The sequence below is a fragment of the Corynebacterium sp. LaCa_205 genome (assembly GCF_057458085.1).
In genome coordinates this window covers 1-22,114 of record NZ_CP190931.1, presented here as the reverse complement: position 1 = coordinate 22,114, position 22,114 = coordinate 1, and the positions used below count along the sequence as shown (strand labels likewise).

The window sequence follows — 22,114 nt, the reverse complement described above, 5'->3', positions numbered from 1 at the left end:
GAGGCTAAGAGGACTTAGAGGGAATCACGTACCTCATCGCGGGCCAGAACCATATTGCGTAGGGAGGCCTCGGTCTCTTCGTAGCCGCGAGTCTTAAGGCCGCAGTCCGGGTTAACCCACAGGCGCTCGACCGGTACGTGCTTGAGCGCGGCGCGGATGAGCTCGGCCATCTCCGCCACGGAGGGCACGCGTGGGGAGTGGATATCGTAGATGCCCGGGCCGATCTCGGAGTGGAAGGTCTCGTCAATATCCTCCAGCAGCTCCATGCGGGAGCGGGCCGCCTCGATGGAGGTGACATCGGCATCGAGGCCGGCAACGGCATCGATGATTTGGCCGAACTCGGAGTAACACAGGTGCGTGTGGATCTGGGTGGTCGGCTTGGCCTCGAGTGCAACGAGGCGGAAGGAGCGCACGGCCCAATCCAGGTAGGCCTTGCGGTCTTCCTCACGCAAAGGCAACAGCTCGCGCAGGGCGGGCTCATCGATCTGAATGATGTCGATGCCGGCCTCTTCCAAGTCACGGACCTCATCCGCCAACGCGACGCCGAGCTGGTCCGCGGAGACGGACTGGTGCACGTCATCGCGAACGAAGGACCAAGCCAGGATCGTCACCGGGCCGGTGAGCATACCCTTGACGTGGTGCTCCGAGAGCGACTGTGCGTACTTGGACCACTCGGTGGTCATCGCAGCCGGGCGGGAGATGTCACCTACGACTATTGGCGGGCGGGTGCAGCGGGAGCCATAAGACTGGACCCAGCCGTTTTCGGTGGTTACGAAGCCATCGAGCAGCTCAGCAAAGTACTGGACCATGTCATTGCGCTCCGGCTCGCCGTGCACGAGTACATCGAGGCCGAGGCGCTCTTGCAGCTCAATGACGGACTTGACCTCATCCTTGAGGGCGGAGTTGTAGTCGGCGTCGGAAAGCTCGCCCTTGCGGTGCGCCGCACGCGCTTGGCGGATTTCCTTGGTCTGTGGGAATGAACCAATGGTGGTAGTCGGCAGCTGCGGCAGGCCGAGTTCCTTTTGCGCCTCGTTGCGCTCGGCAAAGGCAGGCTCGCGCTTGACCTCGCCGGCCGGCAGCTTCTCGATGCGCGCCTTCACCGCCGCATTGTGGATACGCTCAGAGTCAGCACGGGTGCGCACTGCGCGGTCGCTGATGTTGTACGCCTCCGGTGCCTCCAGCGGACCCTGGGAGAGGGCTACGACTTCCTTGACCTTCTCGTTAGCAAAGGAGAACCACGTAGCGACGTCGGCAGGCAGCTTGGTTTCTGCCTCCACGGTGTGCGGCACATGCTGCAGGGATACGGAGGTAGACACGGAGAGGGAGTCAAGGCTTCCCTCTAGGTCCTCGTACTTGGAGCGCAGGTCACGTAGGTTGGCGGCCCAGACATTGCGGCCGTCGATAAGCCCAGCAACCACGTGAGAGTTCAGCTTCTTCACGCGCTCAAGGTAGCCCTCATCGAGTGCCAGGGTGCCCACGGAAAGATCCACCTGGACGGCCTCTGGCTTAAGTTCCGCCAGAACGTCAAGGCCCTTGCGCGCGGAGCCATACGGGGTGGTGAGGTAGACCTGCGGGCGGTTGTCCGCGCCCAAAATGGCCTCGTAGGCGCGCTTGGTGTGGGCGGCCAGTTCCTCATCGTTGGCAATGGTCAGGTCCGCTACCAGGGCAGGCTCAGCCAGCTGTACCCAATTCACGCCGGACTTATCCAGCTCGGCCAGTACCTCCTGATATGCCTTGACGGCATCATCCAGGCGGTCGAGCGGGGACTTGGTAGCGCCCTCGGCCTGCTTGGACAGGGCCAGCAGGGTAACCGGGCCGACGAGGTATGGGCGCACGGTGTGGCCTGCTGCGCGGGCTTCTTCCACCAGCTTGATAACGCGCTGTGGGTGCGCTTTGAAGTCCTGGCCATCAGCAATTTCCGGGACGATGTAGTGGTAGTTGGTATCGAACCACTTAGTCATCTCTAGCGGCGCGGTGTCCTTATTGCCGCGGGCCAAGGTGAACTCATCATCCAAGGTTTCGCCGGCTACGGCGCCTACGGTCAGTGCGGTCTCGAGCACCTGGTCGTAGTAAGCGACGTCGGCAGGAATGGCATAGTCCTCAGTAAGACCGAGGTCGCGCAAGCGGTTATAGGTGTCCAAGCGCAGGGAATGTGCGGCGGACTCGAAGGTTTCCGCATCGATGCGGCCGGCCCAGTAGGATTCCAGCGCGCGCTTGAGTTCGCGGTTAGCGCCGACGCGAGGGTAGCCCTCAATTGTCGCCTTGGGGAAGTTAGTGTTCGTCATTGCTTACTCCGATTCGAGATAACAGGTCTTGGGTAATGTCGGGATTGTTGTGGGTATAGATATGGAGGCCGTCCGCGCCGCCGGCCACGATGGTGCGGGCCAATTGGGCGGTAAGCTCCATGCCGATTTCGTATTCCTCTTCTGGGGTTGTCGCTGCCGCGAGCTGAGTGCGCACCCTCTCGGGTACAGTCAGCCCGGACAGCTGGCCCATTCGCTCCAACCGGCGCAGGCTGGTCATGGGCATAATCCCCGGAATGAGGGGGATTTTCACCCCGGCCAACTCCGCCCGTTGGGCGAAGCGGAGGAAATCCTCGGCGTCAAAGAAAAGCTGGGTGATGGCAAAGTCCGCGCCGAGGCGCTGCTTATTAAGCAGGACGTCGAAGTCCTCGTCCTCGTTCTTGGATTCGGCATGGCCGCTGGGGTAGCACGCCACGCTTACCGCGAGGCGGCCGGCGGCAAAGCGGGCCGCCTGGTGACTTTCCAACTCACGGATGAGGCGAACCAGTTCATCGGCATGCTGGAGGTAGTGCTCTGGCATGCCCCCTTCGGGGAGGTCGCCGCGCAGGGCCAGCAGACCGCGCACGCCAGCATCTACCAAGCGATTAATCCACCCGATGAGCTCATCGCGCGAGCCGGCCGTGCACGCCAGGTGCGCCAGCGGACGCATGGAAGTGTTCTGCGAGATCTTCTCGATGAAGGCCGCAGTTCCTTCCAACCACCCGGAGCGCTGAGAGCTGGTCACAGCGATGTAATCGGGGTGATAGCTTTCCAGCACCTCTAATAAGCGGTCGATTTTGGCGGCATCGGCATCGTGGCGCGGTGGGATTACCTCGAAAGAAAGGGCGAGGCGCTCAGGCACATGGGACTCCTCTTCGCTTTCATAATCCAAGGGCGCGGAAGCCGAAAGTCGCGGGCTCATGGTCACCTCCTTTGCTGGTCGTCGTCGGTATGTTGAGAAAACGTACCAAGCTGTTCAGTTTGCGCGGTAGCGATTTTGCAATGGTATTACCATTGCAAGCCTGCAAACTGCGAGGTTGGCGAAAAATTGGCTGAATAATAATCGCACATTCTGAACCAAGCGGTCTATTTCTGGCACGTTCCCCCTGCACGCCTTCGCGCTCACGGTGGTACACCACCCGACACGTCACTATGCTGGGTGAAAGCGAATTGATAAATCTGAGTTAAGGAGTGTTCCACCCCATGAACCCCACGACACTGAACGTGGCCTTCAAGACCGCATCGAACCTGTGGAGCCAGTTCAACAACTACCGCGAAGAAAAGTCCCGCGAAGCCTACACCGCCCTGGAGGAGGCCGCGCAGAAGATGGACGAGCGCGATAACGGCAGCTTCGCCGAGTCCCGCCGCCAAGCGGGCGCCGTCACCCGCGCCGCACACTCCCGCCTCGAGCGTGCCCTAGAAGAGTTCAACAACTACCGCGAGGACGCCACCGAGCGCTTGAACGACGCCAAGGAAGAGGCCACCAAGAAGGCTAAGAAGGCCCGCAAGCAGGCCAAGAAGGATTCTCAGAAGGCGCAGAAGAACCTCAAGAAGAAGTCCGCCAAGGTAGCCAAGAAACAGAAGAAGCAGAAGTCCTCCAAGGGCTGGATCTTCGCCGGCATTATCGCTGTGCTTTCCGCCGCGGCCGGTGCCGCCTACTACTGGCTGCGCTCCAACGACAAGCCATCCCAGACCCCACCGCGCGTGGATGACTTCCAGTCCGCCTCCCACACCGCCCCTGAGTCCACCTTGGTCTACACCTCCACCAGCGAGAATGACACCCAGTCTGACCTCGTTGAGGAAGGCGCTGTACGCGATGAGGAACTGCTGGGTTCCATCGACGAACAGCTGGCCAAGCACCGCGAAGAAGAAGCAGCTCAGCCGGCCGACACCACCCGCATCACCGATGACCACCAAAACGAGGGCAAGCACCGCCTGTAGACCAAAGAATAAATACGCTTTCCACCCCGCCGTGGGGGTATATTCAGCGTTGCCTAGATCTCATTTCTTTGCTTAGACAAAAATCTCTTGATTGAATTCCCACATTAGGGATCTTTCTACAAGGAGATGAACAATGAGCTTTGAGTCCCTCACCGTCAAGCTCAAAGACGGCTCAACGTACTACTTCCCAGCGGGTGCGGTGTCTAAAGACCCTTCCTCTCGCGTGGATAACCTGCGCTTCGCCATCGATAACGGAACCACTTTCCACTCCGTAGACGAGGCCGGTATCGAGCGCGAGTTTAACGGTCACGACGTCCGCAATTACCACCTCGCCTAAGCGGCAGCCACATCCCTTCCCCACAGGTCACTGTCCTGTGCGGAGGGGATTTTCGCATGCGTACCCCGTGCTGCACCACTGGCGTCTATCGTGGATTCCATGGAACTTCGCGCAACCCAAGAATCTGACCGCACCTACCTCGCCCGCCTCAACTTCCTCACCGATACTTTCGGTGACGAGCACGGCGAGCTCTCCCCTGACTTCGCCGCTGATTTTGCCTTCTACGTGGAAAATTGGGATCCCAACCAGGGCGGTTTCATCGCCTGGGAGGAGCTTGTCCCGGCCGGTGGCGTGTGGCTCAATTGGGGCACGGAGGACAACCACGGATTTGGCTTTGTCGAGCCCGCCATTCCGGAGCTCGCCATCGCGGTCGAGGCCCGCTATAAGGGACAGGGCATTGCCACCGCGCTTATCGACGCCGCTATTTCCCTCGCCTACACCCTGCATGCCCCCGGCATCTCGCTAGCCGTCCACCCCGATAACCCCCGCGCCAAGGGGCTCTATGAGCACCTCGGCTTTGAACACGTGGGCAGCCACGAGGGACACTTTGTGATGCTGAAGCGCTTCTAAAGCGAGCGCAGGCGGGCGTGCGTAACGTAAATCGGCTCATTATCCACGGCCGTCTTAAATTCCTCGGTCAGCCCAGCCATAACCGCCTCGCGCGCCTCTTCACGAGTGCCGTGAAAGCTCATGACCTCGCCATCCACTGCGGCCTCGCCACGTTTGCGCACCACAACGTATTCTGCGCCTTCCGGCGCCGAGACTTTCTTCTCTGTGGAGGTAAAGGGATCGTTGTAGCGAACGTTGGCGGCCATGGTTAGTCTCCTAATGGTTTCGCGTAATAGTAATAATTCCCCACTTACTGTACTTAAAATTTCCTCCCCGCGACCGTGCGCGTACATCCCTGCCATTTCCGCCGACAAAAATGGAGTTTACATCGAAAAATCGCGACATCGCCCCCTAGCTGCCCTTGCGCAGAGAAAAGTCCGGCGCCCTCCGAAGAGGAAACCGGACTTCATGCTGTGGAGCATAGGAGAATCGAACTCCTGACCTTCTGCTTGCAAAGCAGATGCTCTACCAATTGAGCTAATGCCCCAGTGCCTACACACTTTACTACCGCAGCCGAAGCAACCACAAACCGCTCAAAACCCAGATCTCTCAAATCACTTTGGCCACTTTAGGCATGTCCTATCACGTCAGTAACACGCAGGCGCTAGGGTCATGGGCACATCATGTCCACTATCCCTGACCTTTAGGATCACTATGCGCCGCATCCTCACCTCTGCACTCACCGTGCTTATTGCCGCCGCCATGCCAGCAGCCGCTCATGCACAGTTACCGCAAATCCCGCGATTGCCTGCATCTTCAAGCACGGATATTCAAGGAGAAATCAACCATCGCATCGAGGATGCCCGCGCACAGGTTGAAGACTTCAGATCCCAGGCATTTCCACACTCTGCCCCCGGGAAGAAGGCACCCGCCGCCCCAGCTCCAAAGAAGCCGCAGCCGCGCAGCGAAGGTGGCGTCGACTGTGCCAATTGCGTAGCTATCACCTATGACGACGGCCCCGGTGCCGAGACCAACCGCCTACTGGACAAGCTCAAGGCAAAGAACGCGCACGCAAGCTTCATGGTGCTAGCCCCCAACGCATATCAACATCCTGAGCTGCTCAAGCGCATGAAGGCCGAGGGCCACACCATCGGCAACCACACCAAGAGCCACCGCCAGCTCAACACCCTGTCCTATGACCAGGTATCCCAGGAAATCGACGCCGGCAATGCCGCCATCAAAAAGGCCACCGGCCAAGGTACGCGCTGGGTTCGCCCGCCCTATGGCGCGACCAACGCCACCGTGGATCAGGCCACCCGCGATAAGGGCGTCTCCCAAGCGTTGTGGGACGTCGACACCGTGGATTGGAAGGACCGCAACTCCGACCATGTGTGCTCCGCGGCCGTACAAGGCGCCCGCGCCGGCTCCATTGTGTTGATGCACGATATCCACCCCACCACCGTGGACGCCGCCGATTGCGTTATCGACGGCCTGCGCGCGAAGGGCCTCGAGCCCGTGAGCCTGGATCGCCTCCTGCGCACCCCTGTAGCAGGTAAGCGCTACTACGCTCGTGGTTAATGATTGATTTTGCCCTGACTGCCGACGCCGTCGCTCCCCAACTCCTCGGCTGCACCCTCACCCATGCCGGGGTAAGCATCCGACTTACAGAGGTTGAGGCTTACCTCGGTGCCGAGGATTCCGCTGCACATACCTTCAATGGCATGACCCCGCGCAATGCGGCCATGTTCGGTCCGCCGGGTAAGTTCTACGTCTATATTTCTTATGGTATCCACCGCAACGTCAATATCGTCTGCGCCCCTGATGGCACCGGCCAAGGCTGCCTGCTGCGCGGCGGCGAAATCATCGAGGGTGCCGATATCGCCTTCGCCCGCCGCGGCACCACCGATTTTCATAATCTTGCCCGCGGGCCAGGAAACTTGGGCAAGGCCTTAGGCTTCACGCTGGAAGATAACCACCGACCAATTCAGATTGTTGAGCGAACCTCCGAACCAGAATGGGTACGCGGACCGCGCATGGGCATCTCGAAAAACAAGGAAGCGGCCCTGCGGTTTTGGATCCCTTTCGATAAAACCGTCTCGGGCCGCCGCGGCTATCCCAAAAAGTAACGAGGAAACTGACTAATAGCGCCCACCATAGCGCTCATCATTTTCGATGGCCTTTATGATCCGCTGATTGATCTGCAGCATCTGGCGGATCTGCGTGCGGGTCAGGTTATCCATTACGGACTTCCGAGCCTGCTTAGCGTGTCCAGGCGCGGTCTCTACTACCTTATCCCAGCCGCTATCCGTCAGCTGTGCCATGGTGGTGCGGCCGTCAGTCGGGCACGGCTGGCGCACGACCCACCCTTGCTTTTCTAGGCGCGTAACGACCTGGCTCAAGCGAGACAAAGATCCATTGGCGGTAATCGCCAGATCACGCATACGCATCTCGCGATTTTCCGCCTCAGATAGTCGAGAGAGCACCGTATATTCAAAAAAGCTCAGGCCTGCGTCATCGCGCAGCTGAGCATCCAAAATATTGGTCAAGCGAATATTTACGCTCATTAGGGACATAAATGATGCGAGTTCTTCATCATTTAGCCAGTAGTCATCGCGCTCGGTCATGGGATTTATTCTATCAACTTGGCTTTAATTCTAAAGTGACTCATCACTGCCCTAAACGCAAAGACCTTAGTGCCCAAAGGACGCATCGATCGGCCGCTGCCCTCTTGGCAGCTTCTCCACCACCAAACGATAGGAATCCGTGACTAACTCCTCTATCAGCTGTTTGTGCAGCTCTGCGTGTGGATAGACGGAAACCCAATGACGCTTATTCATGTGGTAGCCCGGCGCAATGAACGGGTATTGCTGCTGTAGCGCTTGGCAGTCCTCCGGCTCGGCCTTAATGATCATTTGCTGTTGACCTGTCACTGCTGTCAGTAACAGGAAAATTTTGTCGCGTACTTTGAATACTTCCCAGTCGGGCCCGAAAGGATGCTGTACCTGCGAGCCGAGCATCTCTTCGGCGCGCTGCCGTGCAACTGTGTAGAGGCCACTGCCATCCATCATCGGCTCCCTCTTCGAGACTGGCTTAGTGCTGTCTTCAACGATATCGTCCATCCAAACCTCGGTTTTCGTCGACGGTTTTGCCGGTTTATATGGACGAAAATGGTGATCCGAGTGGAGCGCTCGCCATTGTGTCACTTCTCAGAGCGCTTGGGAACGACCGCGGAAATAAAAAAATGTCCGGCCCCTCCGAAGAGGAGGCCGGACTTCATGCTGTGGAGCATAGGAGAATCGAACTCCTGACCTTCTGCTTGCAAAGCAGATGCTCTACCAATTGAGCTAATGCCCCATTGTTCCGTGGTGGGCCTAGCTGGAATCGAACCAGCGACCTCATCGTTATCAGCGATGCGCTCTAACCGACTGAGCTATAGGCCCTTGTGCGGAACGAGAATTAACTCTACATACTATCCCCGGATTTATACAAATCGCCTGCTCAAGAAGCATTTCATACCACTAAACAAAAAGGGGAAGATTCGTGCTGATAGAAGAAAAGGCCGGCACCCGAAGGTGCCGGCATCCTCTAGGGTGAGAGAGGCGCTAGCGGTTGTCTAGGTCGACTCGCAGGCCGCCAAAGACGTCCACGATGGCGTTATAAATAACCGCCATCAGGGGAGCCAGCAATGTAAGGAGAACGGCGAAAATAACGCCGATGAGCGCGGAGGCGGAGATGACGACACCGAAGGTGACCTCGAATCCGCCGCCGACGCCGCCGACGAGGCTATTGAGCGATTCCCAAATCCCCACCTGGTTCAGGCCAATATAAAGCAGGCATACGGCCAGCATCCAGGCGATCAGTCCGACGAGTGACAGGGCCAGACCGACGCGGAATGCCGAGATAGGCGAGATTCGCGTAATCGTTATGTCTCGTCGTGCCATTAATTACTCCTCATCCTTGGAAGCATCGCCAGCCTTGTGTTCCTGCTGGACCTCATCCACGGTCTTTTCGCCCTTAGCCACGGCCTGAGCGTCTTCCTCACCATCTTCTTCGACGTTGCGGTCGATGGCAAGCAGTTCGACATCGTCACCCAGGTTGACCAAGCGCACGCCCATCGTGGCACGGGAGGACGGACGAATCTGGTCCACCTCGGTGCGGATGACGCCGCCGGCGGAGGTAATGGCGAAGATTTCATCATCCTCATCCACAGAGATGGCGCCGATTAGCTTGCCGCGCTTCGGGGTGTACTTGAAGGTCATGACACCCAGGCCACCGCGGCCCTGCGTAGTGTATTCCTCGATAGCGGTGCGCTTACCGTAGCCGCCGGAGGTGGCAACCAAGAGGAATTCGCCATCGTGGACCACGGACATGGACAGCAGCTGGTCATCGCCGCGGAAGCGCATGCCCTTCACACCAGCGGTAGCGCGGCCCATGGGGCGCAGCTGGTCGTCGTCCGCAGTAAAGCGGATGGCCTGCCCCTGCTCGGAGGTGAGCAGGATGTCATCGCCCTCGGAGACGAGCTGTGCACCAATGAGCGCATCGCCCTCGTTGAGGTTGATGGCGATAAGGCCAGCGGAACGCGCGGACTCATAATCGGTCAAACGGGACTTCTTCACGCGGCCCTGCTGGGTGGCGAGAACCAGGTAAGGAGCATCCTCGTAGGACTGGATCTGGATGACCTGCGCGATCTTTTCTTCCGGCTGGAATTCCAGCAGGTTAGCCACGTGTTGGCCGCGTGCGGCGCGACCGCCCTCTGGCAGCTCATAGGCCTTGAGGCGGTAAACACGGCCGAAGTTGGTAAAGAACAAGATCCAGTCGTGAGTGGAGCAGACGAAGAAGTTCTTGACAATATCGTCCTGCTTGAGCTCAGCGCCGCGTACGCCCTTGCCACCACGCTTTTGCGCCTTGTAGGAATCCACCTTGGTGCGCTTAGCGTAGCCCGTGGAAGTAATGGTGACTACAACGTTTTCGCGGGCGATAAGATCCTCATCGGTCACATCGCCGGTTGCCGGAATGATTTCGGTGCGGCGTTCATCGCCATACTTATCGACGATCTCTGCCAGCTCATCGTGGACAATCTGGCGCTGGCGCTCCTCGCGGGCGAGGATATCCTTCAGATCAGCGATCTCGCGCTCGATTTCCGCCAATTCATCGATGATCTTTTGGCGCTCCAGGGCAGCCAGCTTGCGTAGCTGCATGGCCAGGATGGCATCGGCCTGGATATCGTCGACGTCGAGAAGCTCCTTCAAGCCCTCGCGCGCTTCGTCCACGGTGGGCGAACGGCGAATAAGGGCGATGACCTCATCGAGCATGTCCAGTGCCTTGACCAAACCGCGCAAGATGTGGGCGCGCTTTTCGGCCTCATTCAGGCGGTACTGGGTGCGGCGAACGATGACCTCGATCTGGTGCTCCACGTAGTAGCGCAGCATCTGATCCAGGCGGAGAGTGCGCGGCACGCCATCGACAATGGAGAGCATGTTGGCACCGAAGGACGTCTGCAGCTGGGAATGCTTGTAGAGGTTATTGAGCACCACGCGGGCCACGGCGTCGCGCTTGAGGGTGACGACGATGCGCATGCCAACGCGGTCGGAGGACTCATCCTCAATCTTGGAAATACCCGCGATCTTGCCGCTGGCCACGGACTCCGCGATATTGGAGATGAGGTTATCCGGGTTGACCTGGAACGGCAGCTCGGTAATCACAATGGTCTGGCGGGATCCAGATTCCTCGATGGAGGTCACGCCGCGCATACGGATGGATCCGCGGCCGGTGGTGTAGGCATCCTTGATGCCCTGATCGCCCACGATGAGGCCCGCGGTGGGGAAATCCGGGCCCTTAACGCGTTCCATGCAGGCTTCCAGCGCAGCCTCTTCATCGGCGTCTGGATTATCCAGTAGCCAGTAGATGGCCTCAGCCAGCTCGTTGAGGTTATGCGGAGGGATATTGGTGGCCATACCCACGGCAATGCCGCCCGAACCGTTCATCAGCAGGTTTGGAACGCGGGACGGCAGTACGTCCGGCTCGCTGGTTTTGCCATCGTAGTTGGGCGAGAAATCAACGGTGTTTTCGCGGATATCGCGCACCATCTCCATGGCCAGCGGAGTGAGCTTACACTCCGTATAACGCATTGCTGCTGGGCCATCGTTACCGCGGGAGCCGAAGTTACCCTGCCCATCCACCAGTGGGTAGCGCATATTCCACGACTGGGCCAAGCGCACCAAGGTGTCATAGATGGCGGAGTCACCGTGCGGGTGGAACTGACCCATGGTGTCCGAGACCGGGCGGGCGGACTTTACGTAGCCGCGCTCCGGCCGGTAACCGGAATCGAACATCGCGTAGAGGATGCGGCGGTGCACCGGCTTTAGTCCATCGCGCACCTCCGGCAGGGCACGGCCGACGATGACGGACATGGCGTAGTCGATGTAGCTCGACTCCATCTCCTCATTAATGTCAATGGGAAATATGCGATCAAAAAGATCGTCGTTATTGTCACTCATAACGCCAGATTCTACCCTTTAGCGCCTTTCAGGGCCCGAATTGCCGCACGCATGGTATCACCGTGGTATCACTGAGGCATGGCAATGACATTGCGGCTTACGGCCGAACAGGATCACGCGCTCACGCTACTGGCTTCCGCGCAGGGCACCTCCAAGCACGAGGCGGTGGTGCGCGCTGTTGTTGCGGCGGCAGCCCGCACGCTTGCCGACGCCCACGTGCAATCCACCGCCCGCGCCCTCCTCCCCGGCCGCGCTGAGCTGGAGGCGGAAATCCGCCGCGCCCGGCCCACGCAGTCCTAGGTGATCATGAGTACCGAACAGCTCTACCTTTTGGCACGCGAGTTTTGCGCGCGCTTTAACGTCCGCGTCACCAATTTTGCTGCTCTTGCGGCCGCTGCGGCGGCCAGCACTGCCAAGGTGGAAGGAATAGCCATCCACGATAGCCACCGCGATGCCGCCCGCGCTATGGCGGAGGTTTTAGCCCGCGTTCCGGCGCTGAGCGGGTATAACGCAGAATTCGCAAAGTTCACCGTGCGCGTCTACCTTAGTGTTAAAGAAGTTGCCTAAGTTTTGGGAAGAGTGACCCAAGGAAGGAACTAGCACCATGTCCCACGTCAAGAAGATCGCCGTATCGAGCCTTACGGCCGTTGCCCTAGCTGCCACCGCCGTCACTGCTCCTACCGCTACTGCAGCTGAGGCGGATTCCTGGAAAGACGAGGTAAATCCGGAATTTGAACAGGGCCAGACTGGTGGTTCCTCTACCGGTTCTTCCCAACTGGATCTCACGTTGATCATCACCGCAGCGGCCGCGGGCGTCACCGCCCTGGCCAGCGCCGTGGCCCTCTACTCCCCCAACGTGGATCTGGAAAAGGCAGCCCGCGATGCTGGCTTGGGCCAGATCGCCGATCAGATTGCTGCCATTCAGGCCAACCTCCCTGGCCTGCCGGGACAGCCGGCTTAACTCGCGTAAGGTGGTGCAGCATGGGACATCTTTCTGAACTTATGTCAGGTCCGCAGCGCACTGCGGTGATAAGCGATTGTGGCGAGCTGGTTGAGAGGGTCGTCGCCAAGCAATCGGGCATTACCGGCATGGCGCTGAAGGGCGCAGTCGCCGCCGCGAAAAAGGTCGACTCCGCCATCATCACCAAGGCGCTAGGCCGCGTGCTACCGGATGTCCTCGACGCTATGGACCCGCACTGGCAAGAGTTTGCAGGCAGCGCCGAGCAGGATTTCGGTTCCTTCCTGGAACCGCGTAGCAACGAAGTAAGTGATTCCATCATGGCGGTAGCCGATAAGCACGCCGAGCAGGTCAACTCCCCCGCGCTGTCTAAGCCTTATAACTCCCTGCGCGGTAAAGCCTCGAAATTCCTCACCCCTGCGGTTCCGGATTTCGGCCGCGTGCTGCAGAAGCATATGTAGATTCACGGCAGTTGAATCGCCTTCTCACCGCCAGGTATAAGTGTGGAAGTGATTACTTCCGCAGCTAACCAGACCGAGTACCCCGCCGGCCAAGATCCCGCCCGCTGGCGGGTACTTATCGTTTTGCTCACGGCGCTTTTTATGTCGCTGCTGAGCGTATCCATTGTTAATGTGGCCCTGCCCTCTATTCAATCGGGTTTAGGGGCCTCTAATTCGGATGTGCAATGGGTGCTCTCCGGCTATGCGCTCACTTTCGGCGTCATCCTCGTGGCGGCCGGCCGCGCCGGAGATCTCGTCGGCCGCGGCGGCATCTTTCTAGCTGGCATCGCTATCTATTCCATCAGCGCCGCAGTCGCCGGTTTTGCCCCTAATGCTGAGGCACTCAATGCCGCCCGCTTTATCCAAGGCATAGGTGCTGGCCTGCTTAATCCCCAGGGCGTGGGCATGATCCAGCAGTACTTCCGCGGCCCCGAGCGGGCCCGCGCCTTCGGCTATTTTGGCTCCACGGTGGGCCTCGCCGTGGCCATTGGACCGGTACTTGGCGGCTTGCTCATACGCCTGGGTGGCGCAGACCTGGGCTGGCGGTTGACCATGCTGGTCAATTTCCCCGTCGGCCTTATTGCCATCATCTTGGGATTGATGTGGTTTCCGCGGCCGCTGTTTTCTCGTGTACGCGATGAAATGGGCAATAAACTGGGAATTTTCAAGACCCTAGCCACCCTTGATCCCATTGGTGCTGTGATCCTTGGCGCCGCCGTGTGGGCCATCCTCTTCCCCTTCATGGAGTCTTCTGGAACACCTGGCGTGTGGTGGCTGCTGCTCCTGGGCGCGTTTTTACTGGTGGCATGGGTGCTTTGGGAGCGACGACACAAGGCCACCGGTCATCCACCAATGGTGGATCTTAATATCTTTGCTACTGCGAGCTTTCGCAATGGCACCATCATCGCCACCTTGTGGTTTATGGGTATTACCAGCATTTGGGTGCTCGTCGCGCTCTACTTCCAAAGCGGTCTCGGGCACTCCGCCCTCGCTGCCGGATCCGTAGGCATTCCGGCCGCTTTGTTGAGCTCTATTTCTGCCACACTGGCCGGCCGGTCAGTGTCCGTCCACGGCCGCAAGGTCGTGGTTATCGGCATGATGGTGACCATCTCCGGGCTCGTTGCCACCATTGCGCTCATCTGGGCCACCGAGCAATGGGGTACCAGCGAATGGTGGATGGTCCTGTCGCTCTCCTTGGTGGGCGGCGGGCAAGGCTCGGTCATCTCCCCTAACCAGACGCTCACCTTGGCACATGTCCCTCAGGCCTACGCTGGATCGTCGGGAGCTGTCCTCCAGACCGGCCAGCGCATCGGCACGGCCATCGGTCTTGCCGTCATCACGGCCATAGTCTTTGCCACCCTGCACGGCACGAACGCGGACTGGCCGCTTTCCATCGTCGCCGGCTTCGGCGTCATCCTAGCCATGTGCCTAGCCTCCCTGGGATTCGCCGTAGCGGATCAGCGCAGCTCCCAGGCCTAGGGCTCGCGCTTTAAAACGCCACAATTAAAGCCCACCGCAGTATTTTCCACGGTGGGCTTTGTGCTGCGCTTTAGATGTCTAGGAAGCGGACGTCCTTCGCGCGGCGGGTAATGAAGGAGCGGCGGGCCGAGACATCGTCACCCATGAGGATGGAGAAGAGCTCATCGGCGCGCTGCGCGTCTTCCAAATCCACGCGGCGCAGGATGCGGGTGCTCGGGTCGAGCGTAGTTTCCCATAGCTCGGCGGCGTTCATCTCGCCCAGACCCTTGTAGCGCTGGATGCCGTCATCCTTGTTGATCTTGCGGTTTTGCTCCAGACCCTCGGCCAACAGTTTATCGCGCTCGTCGTCGGAAAAGGCATAGCCCGGAGTGCCCTTGGACCACTTGAGCTTGTACAGCGGCGGGTTAGCCAGGTACACGTGCCCGTCCTCAACCAACTGGGGCATGAAGCGGAAGAGCAGGGTCAATAGCAGCGTAGCAATGTGCTGGCCGTCGACGTCGGCATCGGCCATGAGCACGATCTTGTCGTAGCGCAGCTTCTTGATATCGAATTCCTCGTGGATACCGGTACCCAGTGCGGTAATAATCGCCTGGACCTCAGCATTCTTGAGGACCTTATCCATGCGGGCCTTCTCCACGTTCAAGATCTTGCCGCGCAGTGGCAAGATGGCCTGGAACATGGAATCACGGCCGCCCTTAGCGGAACCACCTGCGGAGTCACCCTCCACGATGTAGAGCTCGGAAATCTTCGGGTCCTTAGAGCGGCAATCCGCGAGCTTGCCGGGCAGTCCGCCCAGGTCGGTGGCAGATTTGCGGCGCACCATCTCGCGGGCCTTGCGGGCAGCCATGCGAGCATGTGCGGAGGACACGGCCTTATTGATAATGGCCTTTGCCTCAGCCGGATTGGCATCGAACCAGTCATTGACGTGCTCGTTCACCGCACGCTGGACAAAGCCCTTGATTTCGGAATTGCCCAGCTTGGTCTTGGTCTGGCCCTCGAACTGCGGATCGCCCACCTTGACGGAAATGACGGCGGCCAAGCCCTCGCGGCAGTCATCGCCGGAGAGGTTGCCATCCTTTTCCTTGATGAGCTTATGCTCCTTGGCATAGCGGTTCATCAAGGAGGTTAGGGCCGCGCGGAAGCCCTCTTCATGCGTGCCGCCCTCGTGGGTATTGATGGTATTAGCAAAAGTGTGAACGGACTGCTTATAGCCCTGGTTCCACTGCAGTGCTACTTCCACCTCATGATCTTCGCCCTTGGCATCGAAAGAAACGATAGTCGGGTGGATCGCGGTCTTGGACTTATTGAGGTACTTGACGTAATCGGTCAAGCCATCCGGGTAGTGGAAGGTGATCTTCTTACGGCGCTTCTTTTCCGCCGCAGCTTCCGCCGCTTCACCGGATTCTTCGTTGAAAGTATCGCCAGCGTCCGGGGCATCATCGAAGGAGGTTTCATCCGCACTGGTCTCGCCGGATTCTGCATCGGCGATTTCTTCCAGCTCGATCTGCTCTTCGGTAACGCGCTCATCGATGAGCTCAATGGATAGGCCCTTATTCAGGAAGGCCATTTCCTGCAGGCGGCGAGCAATGATGTCGTAATCGTACTCGGTAGTTTCAAATACTTCCGGATCCGCCCAGAAGCGGATTTTGGTACCCGTGCCGCGGGCGTTGCCGCCCTCAACGAGATCATCCGGGACGGCGTTCTGGAAGTTTTGATACCAGTGCTTACCATCGCGTTTAATTTCCGCTTCTACGCGGGTAGAAAGCGCGTTCACCACGGAAATGCCGACGCCGTGCAGGCCGCCAGATACGGCGTAGGAGTCGGAGTCGAATTTACCGCCGGCGTGCAGCTGCGTCATGACCACTTGGACGGTAGGTGCGCCGGAGGCGTGCATTTCTACCGGGATACCACGGCCATTATCGATGACCTCGACGCCGCCATCTTCCAGCAGTTTGACGGTAACCTTATCGGCGTAGCCGGCCATAGCCTCATCGACGGAGTTATCAACGATCTCCCAAATGAGGTGGTGCAGGCCGCGCGAACCGGTCGAACCAATGTACATGCCGGGGCGCTTACGGACGGCCTCGAGGCCCTCCAGGATCGTAATTGACCCGGCATCATATGCGTGTTCTTCAGCCACGGATTCGTGCTCTCCTTTTGGCTATAGCTAATTCTAAGACTTTAACTATTCTACACGGATACCCCCTACTGAAAGACACCCCACACCCGTGAGAGATAGGAATCTGGCGCGCTCTGAGGTTATTTAGGATTTAAAGGTCGGATCCAAGTGCAACCTATTAGCCATACGTATCTTGCGATCCTTGTGGTTTCACCCACTGCCGCCCCTCATAATTTCGCTGCTGCTTGGGCCCATGAATGCGCAGCTCAACAATGACATCCGGGCCTAGGCGGTCAGAGATTTTCCGCAGGATTTGTCGCTGCAGATAGCGCAGCTCCGTAGCCCAGGTGGAGTTATCGCAGGACACATAGACAACCTTGTCCTTAATCCGTTGCGGCTGCGTATGGGCGGCGATGCGCTCGCCTACGAGATTTTCCCAATTCCCCATCACCCAGCCATTGGCCAGGTCATGCTCCCAGCCGCGATTGACTACCTCGCGGCTGATTTGGGCTCCCAGGCTCGGCACCGCCAGCGTTCGCCGTTTCTTCCTGCCATCTGGTCCCGTAGGAATGCCCCGTTGATAGCCCATATACCCCTGCTTTTGTGCCTTCTCCAGAGAGGGCACCGGCATCTTTGGCACTGGACGGGTTAGCTTCGGCGGGTTCTTGGAGGTGGACCGTACCAATTTAAAGTACTGGGTGACAGGATCAATGCGCTGCTTGCCGACGCCCCCTTGTTCCTCACTCATCCTTGTCACCATCCCCATCCTCAACGGCATCCTCAGCGCTGAGCTTGGAGATGCGGCCGGTATCGGTATCTTCCACGCTCACGCGGTAGCGCACGATGGGTTCCAAGTTCCCCGGTAGGTCCTCATCTACCGCCGCGGTAATGAGCACCTGCTCGGCCTCGGCGGCCAGGTGGACAAGCTGCTTGCGGCGCTTGGCGTCAAGCTCGGCAAATACATCATCCAAAATGAGCACCGGATCCGATCCTCCCTCTTGCCGCAGCAGATTAAACTCCGCCAGGCGCAGCGCAATGGCATAGGACCACGTCTCACCATGGCTGGCAAAGCCCTTGGCCGGCTGATCACCCAGATTAAGCACCAGATCGTCGCGGTGCGGGCCCACCAGGGAAATGCCGCGTTCAATCTCGCGCTGCCGGGCGGTGGCCAACTCGGTAAGCAAGACGGCCTCTAGTACCTCGCGATCCGAGGTGTCGATCGTGGACTTATATTGCACCTGCGCCGGCCGCGATTCTGGTGCCAGGCCGGAATAAGCGGCGGGGATGTGGTCTAAGAGGGCGTCGACAAGCGCAAGGCGCGCGGCGATTACTTGGGCGCCGAGCCGGGCAAGCTGCGCATCCCAGGTATCCAAGGTAGCCAATGCGGCGGCACCGTCGCTATCGGAATAGCCGCGGCGCAGGCTGCCGGAGGCTGATTTCAGCAAGGCATTGCGCTGCTTGAGTACCTTGTCATAGTCGGCCTTTACACCCGCAAGGCGCGGAGTCCGCGAGGCAATGATGCTATCGAGATAAGCGCGCCGTCCGGCCGGCTCCCCGCGCACCAAGGCCAAATCCTCCGGGGAAAAGAGCACCGTTTTTACCACGCCCAGCAGCTCACGGGGGCTGCGCAGGCGCGTGCGATTGATCTGCGCTTGATTGGCCGCGTGGGGTTTAATCAGCAAATGGGTGGTGAGCTCGCGGCCCTGGTTCACCGCGGTAATAGACACCCGTGCACTATCGGCACCCTGACGCACCAACGGCGCATCGTGAGATACGCGATGGGAGGAAAGATGGGCAGTATAACCAATGGCTTCGACGATATTGGTCTTGCCAAAGCCATTGCGCCCGACAAAAAGGGTGATCCCCGGCCCTAGCTGCACATTAAGTTCGGGCCACGAGCGAAAATCCCGAACATCGAGATCCCTGACGTACATTAGCCCGGCAGGCGAACCGGCATGAGCAGGTAGGTGAAGTTGGTCTCTGGCGTGGGGAAGTTGCCATCTTCATCGGCCTCAGGCAGCTCTTCCGGTTCTGGGATCATAATGGCTGGGCGGGAAGGCTCGGTGAAGCCGAAGACCACGCGGTCGGTGTTGATGACGGCCAAGCCATCTTTGAGGTAGCCCGGATTGAAGGCAATGAGAAACTCATCGCGGCCATGGAAAGCGCACGGCAAGGTCTCGGTCGCGTTACCGGCATCCGCGCCGGCAGATAGGGTTACCTGACCATCGGCGAATTCCATGCGAATCTGTGCATTACGATCCGTCAGCAAAGAAACGCGACGGATTGCTTCCTGCAGCGGTGCCACCTCAATGGAGGCAATATTGGTGTGATTCTTCGGCAGCAGCGGCTGAACATTGGGGAAGTCCGCATCCAGCATGCGCGTGGTGGTTTCGCGATTATCCGCGTGCAGACCAAAGAGACCATCGGCACCAATATTGTCATCGGTGCCAACGGCGATCTCCACTGGAATGTTGAGATGTGGATCCAAGGAACGGCCGGTTTCTTGGAGGGTCTTAGCAGGTACCAGGAGCTTGGCTTCCACGTTCGGGGACTTGGGCTCCCATTCCAAGGTGCGCATGGCCAGACGGAAGCGGTCCGTTGCCGTCATCTCAATGTCTTTGCCATGGATATCCATGTGCACACCGGTGAGCATAGGCAGGGTGTCATCCTTGCCGGCTGCGGCAGCGACCTGGTGGATGGCCTCGACGAAAAGCTGTGGCTGGATAGTGCCCGTAACCTCTGGCAATACCGGAAGCTGAGGGTAATCATCCAGTGGGATCAGTGGCAGCTCGAAGCGAGAGGAACCACAAGTAACCAGTGCTTTGGAATCTACCTGGGAGATCTCTACTTCCTTGTTGGGCAAAGAAGCAACGATATCGGAGAGGAGCTTGCCGGCTACCGCAATCTGTCCGGGCTCATCCACCATGCCGGCGATGCGGACGCGGGTAGAAACCTCATAATCGAAGCCGGTGAACTCAAGACCATTGTCATCCGCGGTGATCAACATCGCGCGAAGCACGGGCTGAGTGACCTTGGAAGGCAGGCTGCGAGCAACCCACGCTACGGCGTTGGCAAGGTCATCTTTAGCAACGCGAAATGACACGGCTTCATCCATGGTGCGAAGAGCTCCTCTGAGGCAAGTAGGAAATTTGTTACTTACAAAAGACTGGCTTCCAACTTACCGCATTGGGCGCGGTGCGCCACAACGTGTAATTCCATCTTTGCCCGCTCGATCCGCGCCTGGCCGGAGGCGGGGCGGGCCGAATTCCACACACCCTCTTTCTTCTATACAGATCAGAGAAATAATTTAGTAGTAGTAATAAGCGCTGTGCAATCTGTGCGTAACTAGGTAAATGACAAGTTCATGGCGCAGATCCGGGGTGTGGCAAATCTTGTGATCTTGCTGTGATCAATCGGGGTGAATTGTGGACAACTAGTGGGATCGCCGTTTTATCCACAGGTTTTGTCATTTGATCACTGATCTACACACAACACTGATCACAGGGTGGTTCTCCCAGCACAAGGCCTGTGGAATTTAAAACTGTGAGCAAGATCCATGAATTACAAAGATGAAATTACACAAGTGTGAATAACGCTGTGGATAACTTTTCTTGCAGATAAACGGCCCTTTTTAGAGGGTTTCGGGCCTTATTTGTGAAATTACACGGGTGTGCCGGTGCGGCGTGGAGGATTCTGTCTAGCTTTCTAGCTGGTTTCAACCCCAAGTGACCCCGGCGAAATCTGGGAAGCGGGATCGGGAAAACAAAAGCGCCCTCCTTATATAAAGGAGAGCGCTGAGGCAGCACGCTAAGGCTTAGGCGCGACTGCGATTCTTGATGCGTTGGGTAAGCGCCTGGATCTCGTCATAGGTATTGCGCTTTTCGGTCATCTCTTTGCGGATTTTGCGATCGGCATAAATGACGGTGGTGTGGTCCTTACCGCCGAACTGTTCACCGATCTTGGGCAGGGATAGCTCGGTAAGCTCGCGGCACAAATACATTGCCAGCTGGCGAGCATGCGCTACCGCGCGCTTCTTGCCGGCGCCGCGCAGAGTTTCCACATCAATATCAAAGAAGTCTGCCGTGACCTCCATGATTGAGGTAGCGGTGATCTGCCGATCAGCGGAATCCGGGGCCAGATCGCGCAATGCGATTTCCGCCATCTCTACGTTGATTGGCTCATCTACCAAAGAGGAATAGGCCGAAACGCGGATAAGAGCGCCTTCGAGCTCGCGAATGGAAGATTCAAAGCGCGAGGCAATGAGCTCAAGCACGGAGCGATCCACCTCGGTGCCGTCATTTGCCGCCTTCTTCATCAAAATCGCGATACGCGTTTCCAGATCTGGCGGCTGAATATCGGTAATAAGTCCGCCTTCAAAGCGCGTGCGGAGGCGATCCTCCAGCGTTGTCAGCTGCTTCGGCGGGCGGTCCGAAGACAAAATGATCTGCTTATTGGCTTGGTGCAGCGCATTGAAAGTATGGAAGAACTCTTCCTGGGTGGATTCTTTGCCCTCTAAGAACTGGATATCATCGACCATCAAGATGTCGAGGTTGCGGTAGCGCCGTTTGAAGGATTCCTGGCGGTCATCACGTAGCGAATTAATATAGTCATTCGTAAACTCTTCCGAAGACACATATTTCACGCGCAGACCCGGGTGCAGCACCTGGGCGTAATTACCAGCGGCGTGCAAAAGGTGCGTTTTGCCTAGACCAGAGCCACCCCAGATGAATAGTGGGTTATATGCACGGGCGGGATTTTCGGCCACAGCAACGGCTGCACCATTGGCAAAACGATTCGAAGAACCGATAACGAAGCTATCGAAGGTGTGCTTCGGATTCAGTGAAGTTTCACGGTTGGGATCATGTGCCGGAGCCTCGCGCGGGATGCGAGCGGAGTTAGAGCTAGCATCGGTGAAATTTCCCGCGGACTGCGCCTGCTGCTGGTTATAGTGCTGGGCAAGTTCATCCAAGCTGGCTGGGGCATGGCTGGATTGCCAGTTGTTTTGTGCGGGCGCTGGTTGCGTACCGGTATCAGAGTGTTGCGGGCGCGGAATGTAGTTCTGGGGAGGCTCCGTGTGCTGGGGTTGTTGCGCTTGCGGAGCCTGCTGCTGTTGCGGCGGAGCTGCCTGTGGAGAAGGCTCTGTGGCCGCTGGTTGTGGTTCCTGCGGAGTGGCCAAGGTAACCGCGAAGGAGCAGGGGCGCCCGAGATGCCGGGTCAAGGCCTTGGCGATGTACTCACCCAGTTCATTTTCGACCACATTTTTGGCGTCGAGGTTCTCGGCGGCAACGAGGGTGTAGCCCTCGACCATCATGATGGGGCGGACCAGTTGGAGGTAAAGGCGCTGTGAATGGGAAAAACTAGGGACCTCGGAATTGGGTTGCTCGGATTGTGCGAGCAGGTCATCAACGACCGCGCGCCAAATGGCATGCAGGTTCGCTTGTGGGTCAGTCAC

At 58.5% G+C, this 22,114-nt stretch carries 22 protein-coding genes and 3 tRNA genes; 10 read left to right on the top strand and 15 right to left on the bottom strand.

Going from position 1 to position 22,114, the window contains the following annotated elements:
* Positions 1-14 precede the first annotated feature (14 nt).
* Positions 15-2,285: a 5-methyltetrahydropteroyltriglutamate--homocysteine S-methyltransferase gene (metE, locus tag ACP8J1_RS00125; protein WP_023020217.1), complete on the bottom strand. Its 2,271-nt coding sequence runs from the start codon at positions 2,283-2,285 to the stop codon at positions 15-17.
* Positions 2,272-3,204 (bottom strand): methylenetetrahydrofolate reductase, encoded by a 933-nt coding sequence (locus ACP8J1_RS00120; protein ID WP_023020216.1) that lies wholly within the window; start codon positions 3,202-3,204, stop codon positions 2,272-2,274. Before ACP8J1_RS00120 ends, metE begins: the two co-directional genes overlap by 14 nt.
* Positions 3,205-3,485: 281 nt before the next feature.
* On the opposite strand from ACP8J1_RS00120, the gene ACP8J1_RS00115 reads away from it, so the two are divergent.
* The 3 genes from ACP8J1_RS00115 to ACP8J1_RS00105 all read left to right on the top strand — a co-directional run bounded on the left by ACP8J1_RS00115 (position 3,486) and on the right by ACP8J1_RS00105 (position 5,130).
* Positions 3,486-4,223 carry a hypothetical protein gene (locus tag ACP8J1_RS00115; protein WP_023020215.1) on the top strand — a complete coding sequence of 246 codons (738 nt, stop codon included), beginning with the start codon at positions 3,486-3,488 and terminating at the stop codon, positions 4,221-4,223.
* Between the two features lie 133 nt (positions 4,224-4,356).
* The gene (locus tag ACP8J1_RS00110) at positions 4,357-4,560 is read left to right on the top strand and encodes a hypothetical protein (protein ID WP_005326240.1); all 204 of its coding nucleotides are present in this window, start codon (positions 4,357-4,359) and stop codon (positions 4,558-4,560) included.
* Between the two features lie 99 nt (positions 4,561-4,659).
* Positions 4,660-5,130, top strand: a complete 471-nt coding sequence (locus ACP8J1_RS00105; protein WP_023020214.1) for a GNAT family N-acetyltransferase — start codon at positions 4,660-4,662, stop codon at positions 5,128-5,130.
* Here the strand turns inward: ACP8J1_RS00105 and ACP8J1_RS00100 are convergent.
* Both ACP8J1_RS00100 and ACP8J1_RS00095 read right to left on the bottom strand, forming a co-directional pair.
* Positions 5,127-5,375: a hypothetical protein gene (locus ACP8J1_RS00100; RefSeq protein ID WP_005329702.1), complete on the bottom strand. Its 249-nt coding sequence runs from the start codon at positions 5,373-5,375 to the stop codon at positions 5,127-5,129. The two genes, ACP8J1_RS00105 and ACP8J1_RS00100, sit on opposite strands and share 4 nt — an antisense overlap.
* Positions 5,376-5,583: 208 nt before the next feature.
* Positions 5,584-5,656 (bottom strand) — tRNA-Ala (locus ACP8J1_RS00095).
* Positions 5,657-5,823: 167 nt separating this feature from the next.
* On the opposite strand from ACP8J1_RS00095, the gene ACP8J1_RS00090 reads away from it, so the two are divergent.
* Both ACP8J1_RS00090 and ACP8J1_RS00085 read left to right on the top strand, forming a co-directional pair.
* Entirely contained in the window at positions 5,824-6,687 is an 864-nt protein-coding gene (locus ACP8J1_RS00090; RefSeq protein ID WP_023020213.1) for a polysaccharide deacetylase family protein, read from the top strand.
* Positions 6,687-7,235, top strand: a complete 549-nt coding sequence (locus ACP8J1_RS00085) for a DNA-3-methyladenine glycosylase (protein WP_023020212.1) — start codon at positions 6,687-6,689, stop codon at positions 7,233-7,235. The genes ACP8J1_RS00090 and ACP8J1_RS00085 overlap by 1 nt, the downstream gene beginning before the upstream one ends.
* Before the next feature lie 12 nt (positions 7,236-7,247).
* Here the strand turns inward: ACP8J1_RS00085 and ACP8J1_RS00080 are convergent, their stop codons facing one another.
* The 6 genes from ACP8J1_RS00080 to gyrA form a co-directional block, all read right to left on the bottom strand.
* On the bottom strand, positions 7,248-7,733 hold the full coding sequence (locus ACP8J1_RS00080; protein ID WP_023020211.1) for a MarR family winged helix-turn-helix transcriptional regulator: 486 nt from the start codon (positions 7,731-7,733) through the stop codon (positions 7,248-7,250).
* Positions 7,734-7,799: 66 nt separating this feature from the next.
* A complete protein-coding gene (locus ACP8J1_RS00075; protein ID WP_023020210.1) occupies positions 7,800-8,228 on the bottom strand; it encodes an MmcQ/YjbR family DNA-binding protein in 429 nt (142 codons plus the stop codon).
* A gap of 162 nt (positions 8,229-8,390) precedes the next feature.
* Positions 8,391-8,463 (bottom strand) — tRNA-Ala (locus tag ACP8J1_RS00070).
* A 9-nt stretch (positions 8,464-8,472) separates the two neighbouring features.
* Positions 8,473-8,549: transfer RNA gene (locus ACP8J1_RS00065), tRNA-Ile, on the bottom strand.
* Positions 8,550-8,711: 162 nt separating this feature from the next.
* The gene (locus tag ACP8J1_RS00060) at positions 8,712-9,050 is read right to left on the bottom strand and encodes a DUF3566 domain-containing protein (RefSeq protein WP_023020209.1); all 339 of its coding nucleotides are present in this window, start codon (positions 9,048-9,050) and stop codon (positions 8,712-8,714) included.
* Between the two features lie 3 nt (positions 9,051-9,053).
* Complete coding sequence (gene gyrA / locus ACP8J1_RS00055) at positions 9,054-11,606, bottom strand: DNA gyrase subunit A (protein ID WP_023020208.1); 2,553 nt, start codon at positions 11,604-11,606, stop codon at positions 9,054-9,056.
* A 78-nt stretch (positions 11,607-11,684) separates the two neighbouring features.
* On the opposite strand from gyrA, the gene ACP8J1_RS00050 reads away from it, so the two are divergent.
* From ACP8J1_RS00050 to ACP8J1_RS00030, 5 genes are read left to right on the top strand one after another with little or no spacing between them, the layout of a single operon-like run.
* Positions 11,685-11,906 carry a hypothetical protein gene (locus tag ACP8J1_RS00050; protein ID WP_034655619.1) on the top strand — a complete coding sequence of 74 codons (222 nt, stop codon included), beginning with the start codon at positions 11,685-11,687 and terminating at the stop codon, positions 11,904-11,906.
* Positions 11,907-11,912: 6 nt separating this feature from the next.
* Complete coding sequence (locus ACP8J1_RS00045) at positions 11,913-12,173, top strand: hypothetical protein (RefSeq protein ID WP_023020206.1); 261 nt, start codon at positions 11,913-11,915, stop codon at positions 12,171-12,173.
* A 37-nt stretch (positions 12,174-12,210) separates the two neighbouring features.
* Positions 12,211-12,567: a hypothetical protein gene (locus tag ACP8J1_RS00040; RefSeq protein WP_023020205.1), complete on the top strand. Its 357-nt coding sequence runs from the start codon at positions 12,211-12,213 to the stop codon at positions 12,565-12,567.
* 20 nt (positions 12,568-12,587) lie between these two features.
* Complete coding sequence (locus ACP8J1_RS00035) at positions 12,588-13,025, top strand: DUF6918 family protein (protein ID WP_023020204.1); 438 nt, start codon at positions 12,588-12,590, stop codon at positions 13,023-13,025.
* A 42-nt stretch (positions 13,026-13,067) separates the two neighbouring features.
* The gene (locus tag ACP8J1_RS00030) at positions 13,068-14,543 is read left to right on the top strand and encodes an MFS transporter (RefSeq protein WP_023020203.1); all 1,476 of its coding nucleotides are present in this window, start codon (positions 13,068-13,070) and stop codon (positions 14,541-14,543) included.
* A gap of 70 nt (positions 14,544-14,613) precedes the next feature.
* Here ACP8J1_RS00030 and gyrB read toward each other — a convergent pair whose 3' ends face one another.
* From gyrB to dnaA, 5 genes are all read right to left on the bottom strand, one after another.
* Positions 14,614-16,683 carry a DNA topoisomerase (ATP-hydrolyzing) subunit B gene (gene gyrB / locus ACP8J1_RS00025; protein WP_023020202.1) on the bottom strand — a complete coding sequence of 690 codons (2,070 nt, stop codon included), beginning with the start codon at positions 16,681-16,683 and terminating at the stop codon, positions 14,614-14,616.
* 157 nt (positions 16,684-16,840) lie between these two features.
* Entirely contained in the window at positions 16,841-17,410 is a 570-nt protein-coding gene (locus ACP8J1_RS00020; RefSeq protein WP_034655616.1) for a DciA family protein, read from the bottom strand.
* On the bottom strand, positions 17,403-18,596 hold the full coding sequence (gene recF / locus ACP8J1_RS00015; protein WP_023020200.1) for a DNA replication/repair protein RecF: 1,194 nt from the start codon (positions 18,594-18,596) through the stop codon (positions 17,403-17,405). The genes ACP8J1_RS00020 and recF overlap by 8 nt, the downstream gene beginning before the upstream one ends.
* Positions 18,596-19,777: a DNA polymerase III subunit beta gene (gene dnaN, locus ACP8J1_RS00010; RefSeq protein WP_023020199.1), complete on the bottom strand. Its 1,182-nt coding sequence runs from the start codon at positions 19,775-19,777 to the stop codon at positions 18,596-18,598. Before dnaN ends, recF begins: the two co-directional genes overlap by 1 nt.
* Before the next feature lie 699 nt (positions 19,778-20,476).
* Positions 20,477-22,114 (bottom strand): chromosomal replication initiator protein DnaA, encoded by a 1,638-nt coding sequence (dnaA, locus tag ACP8J1_RS00005; protein WP_023020198.1) that lies wholly within the window; start codon positions 22,112-22,114, stop codon positions 20,477-20,479.

What these genes read in the sequence shown, in the direction of transcription:
- ACP8J1_RS00050 (WP_034655619.1), top strand. Translation starts at nt 11,685, where the DNA reads ATGGCAATGACATTGCGGCTTACGGCCGAACAGGATCACGCGCTCACG.
- ACP8J1_RS00105 (WP_023020214.1), top strand. Translation starts at nt 4,660, where the DNA reads ATGGAACTTCGCGCAACCCAAGAATCTGACCGCACCTACCTCGCCCGC.
- ACP8J1_RS00080 (WP_023020211.1), bottom strand. Translation starts at nt 7,733, where the DNA reads ATGACCGAGCGCGATGACTACTGGCTAAATGATGAAGAACTCGCATCA.
- ACP8J1_RS00100 (WP_005329702.1), bottom strand. Translation starts at nt 5,375, where the DNA reads ATGGCCGCCAACGTTCGCTACAACGATCCCTTTACCTCCACAGAGAAG.
- ACP8J1_RS00110 (WP_005326240.1), top strand. Translation starts at nt 4,357, where the DNA reads ATGAGCTTTGAGTCCCTCACCGTCAAGCTCAAAGACGGCTCAACGTAC.
- ACP8J1_RS00060 (WP_023020209.1), bottom strand. Translation starts at nt 9,050, where the DNA reads ATGGCACGACGAGACATAACGATTACGCGAATCTCGCCTATCTCGGCA.
- ACP8J1_RS00115 (WP_023020215.1), top strand. Translation starts at nt 3,486, where the DNA reads ATGAACCCCACGACACTGAACGTGGCCTTCAAGACCGCATCGAACCTG.
- ACP8J1_RS00075 (WP_023020210.1), bottom strand. Translation starts at nt 8,228, where the DNA reads ATGGACGATATCGTTGAAGACAGCACTAAGCCAGTCTCGAAGAGGGAG.
- gyrA (WP_023020208.1), bottom strand. Translation starts at nt 11,606, where the DNA reads ATGAGTGACAATAACGACGATCTTTTTGATCGCATATTTCCCATTGAC.
- ACP8J1_RS00040 (WP_023020205.1), top strand. Translation starts at nt 12,211, where the DNA reads ATGTCCCACGTCAAGAAGATCGCCGTATCGAGCCTTACGGCCGTTGCC.
- recF (WP_023020200.1), bottom strand. Translation starts at nt 18,596, where the DNA reads ATGTACGTCAGGGATCTCGATGTTCGGGATTTTCGCTCGTGGCCCGAA.
- dnaN (WP_023020199.1), bottom strand. Translation starts at nt 19,777, where the DNA reads ATGGATGAAGCCGTGTCATTTCGCGTTGCTAAAGATGACCTTGCCAAC.
- ACP8J1_RS00020 (WP_034655616.1), bottom strand. Translation starts at nt 17,410, where the DNA reads ATGAGTGAGGAACAAGGGGGCGTCGGCAAGCAGCGCATTGATCCTGTC.
- metE (WP_023020217.1), bottom strand. Translation starts at nt 2,285, where the DNA reads ATGACGAACACTAACTTCCCCAAGGCGACAATTGAGGGCTACCCTCGC.
- ACP8J1_RS00085 (WP_023020212.1), top strand. Translation starts at nt 6,687, where the DNA reads ATGATTGATTTTGCCCTGACTGCCGACGCCGTCGCTCCCCAACTCCTC.
- ACP8J1_RS00045 (WP_023020206.1), top strand. Translation starts at nt 11,913, where the DNA reads ATGAGTACCGAACAGCTCTACCTTTTGGCACGCGAGTTTTGCGCGCGC.
- ACP8J1_RS00090 (WP_023020213.1), top strand. Translation starts at nt 5,824, where the DNA reads ATGCGCCGCATCCTCACCTCTGCACTCACCGTGCTTATTGCCGCCGCC.
- ACP8J1_RS00035 (WP_023020204.1), top strand. Translation starts at nt 12,588, where the DNA reads ATGGGACATCTTTCTGAACTTATGTCAGGTCCGCAGCGCACTGCGGTG.
- ACP8J1_RS00120 (WP_023020216.1), bottom strand. Translation starts at nt 3,204, where the DNA reads ATGAGCCCGCGACTTTCGGCTTCCGCGCCCTTGGATTATGAAAGCGAA.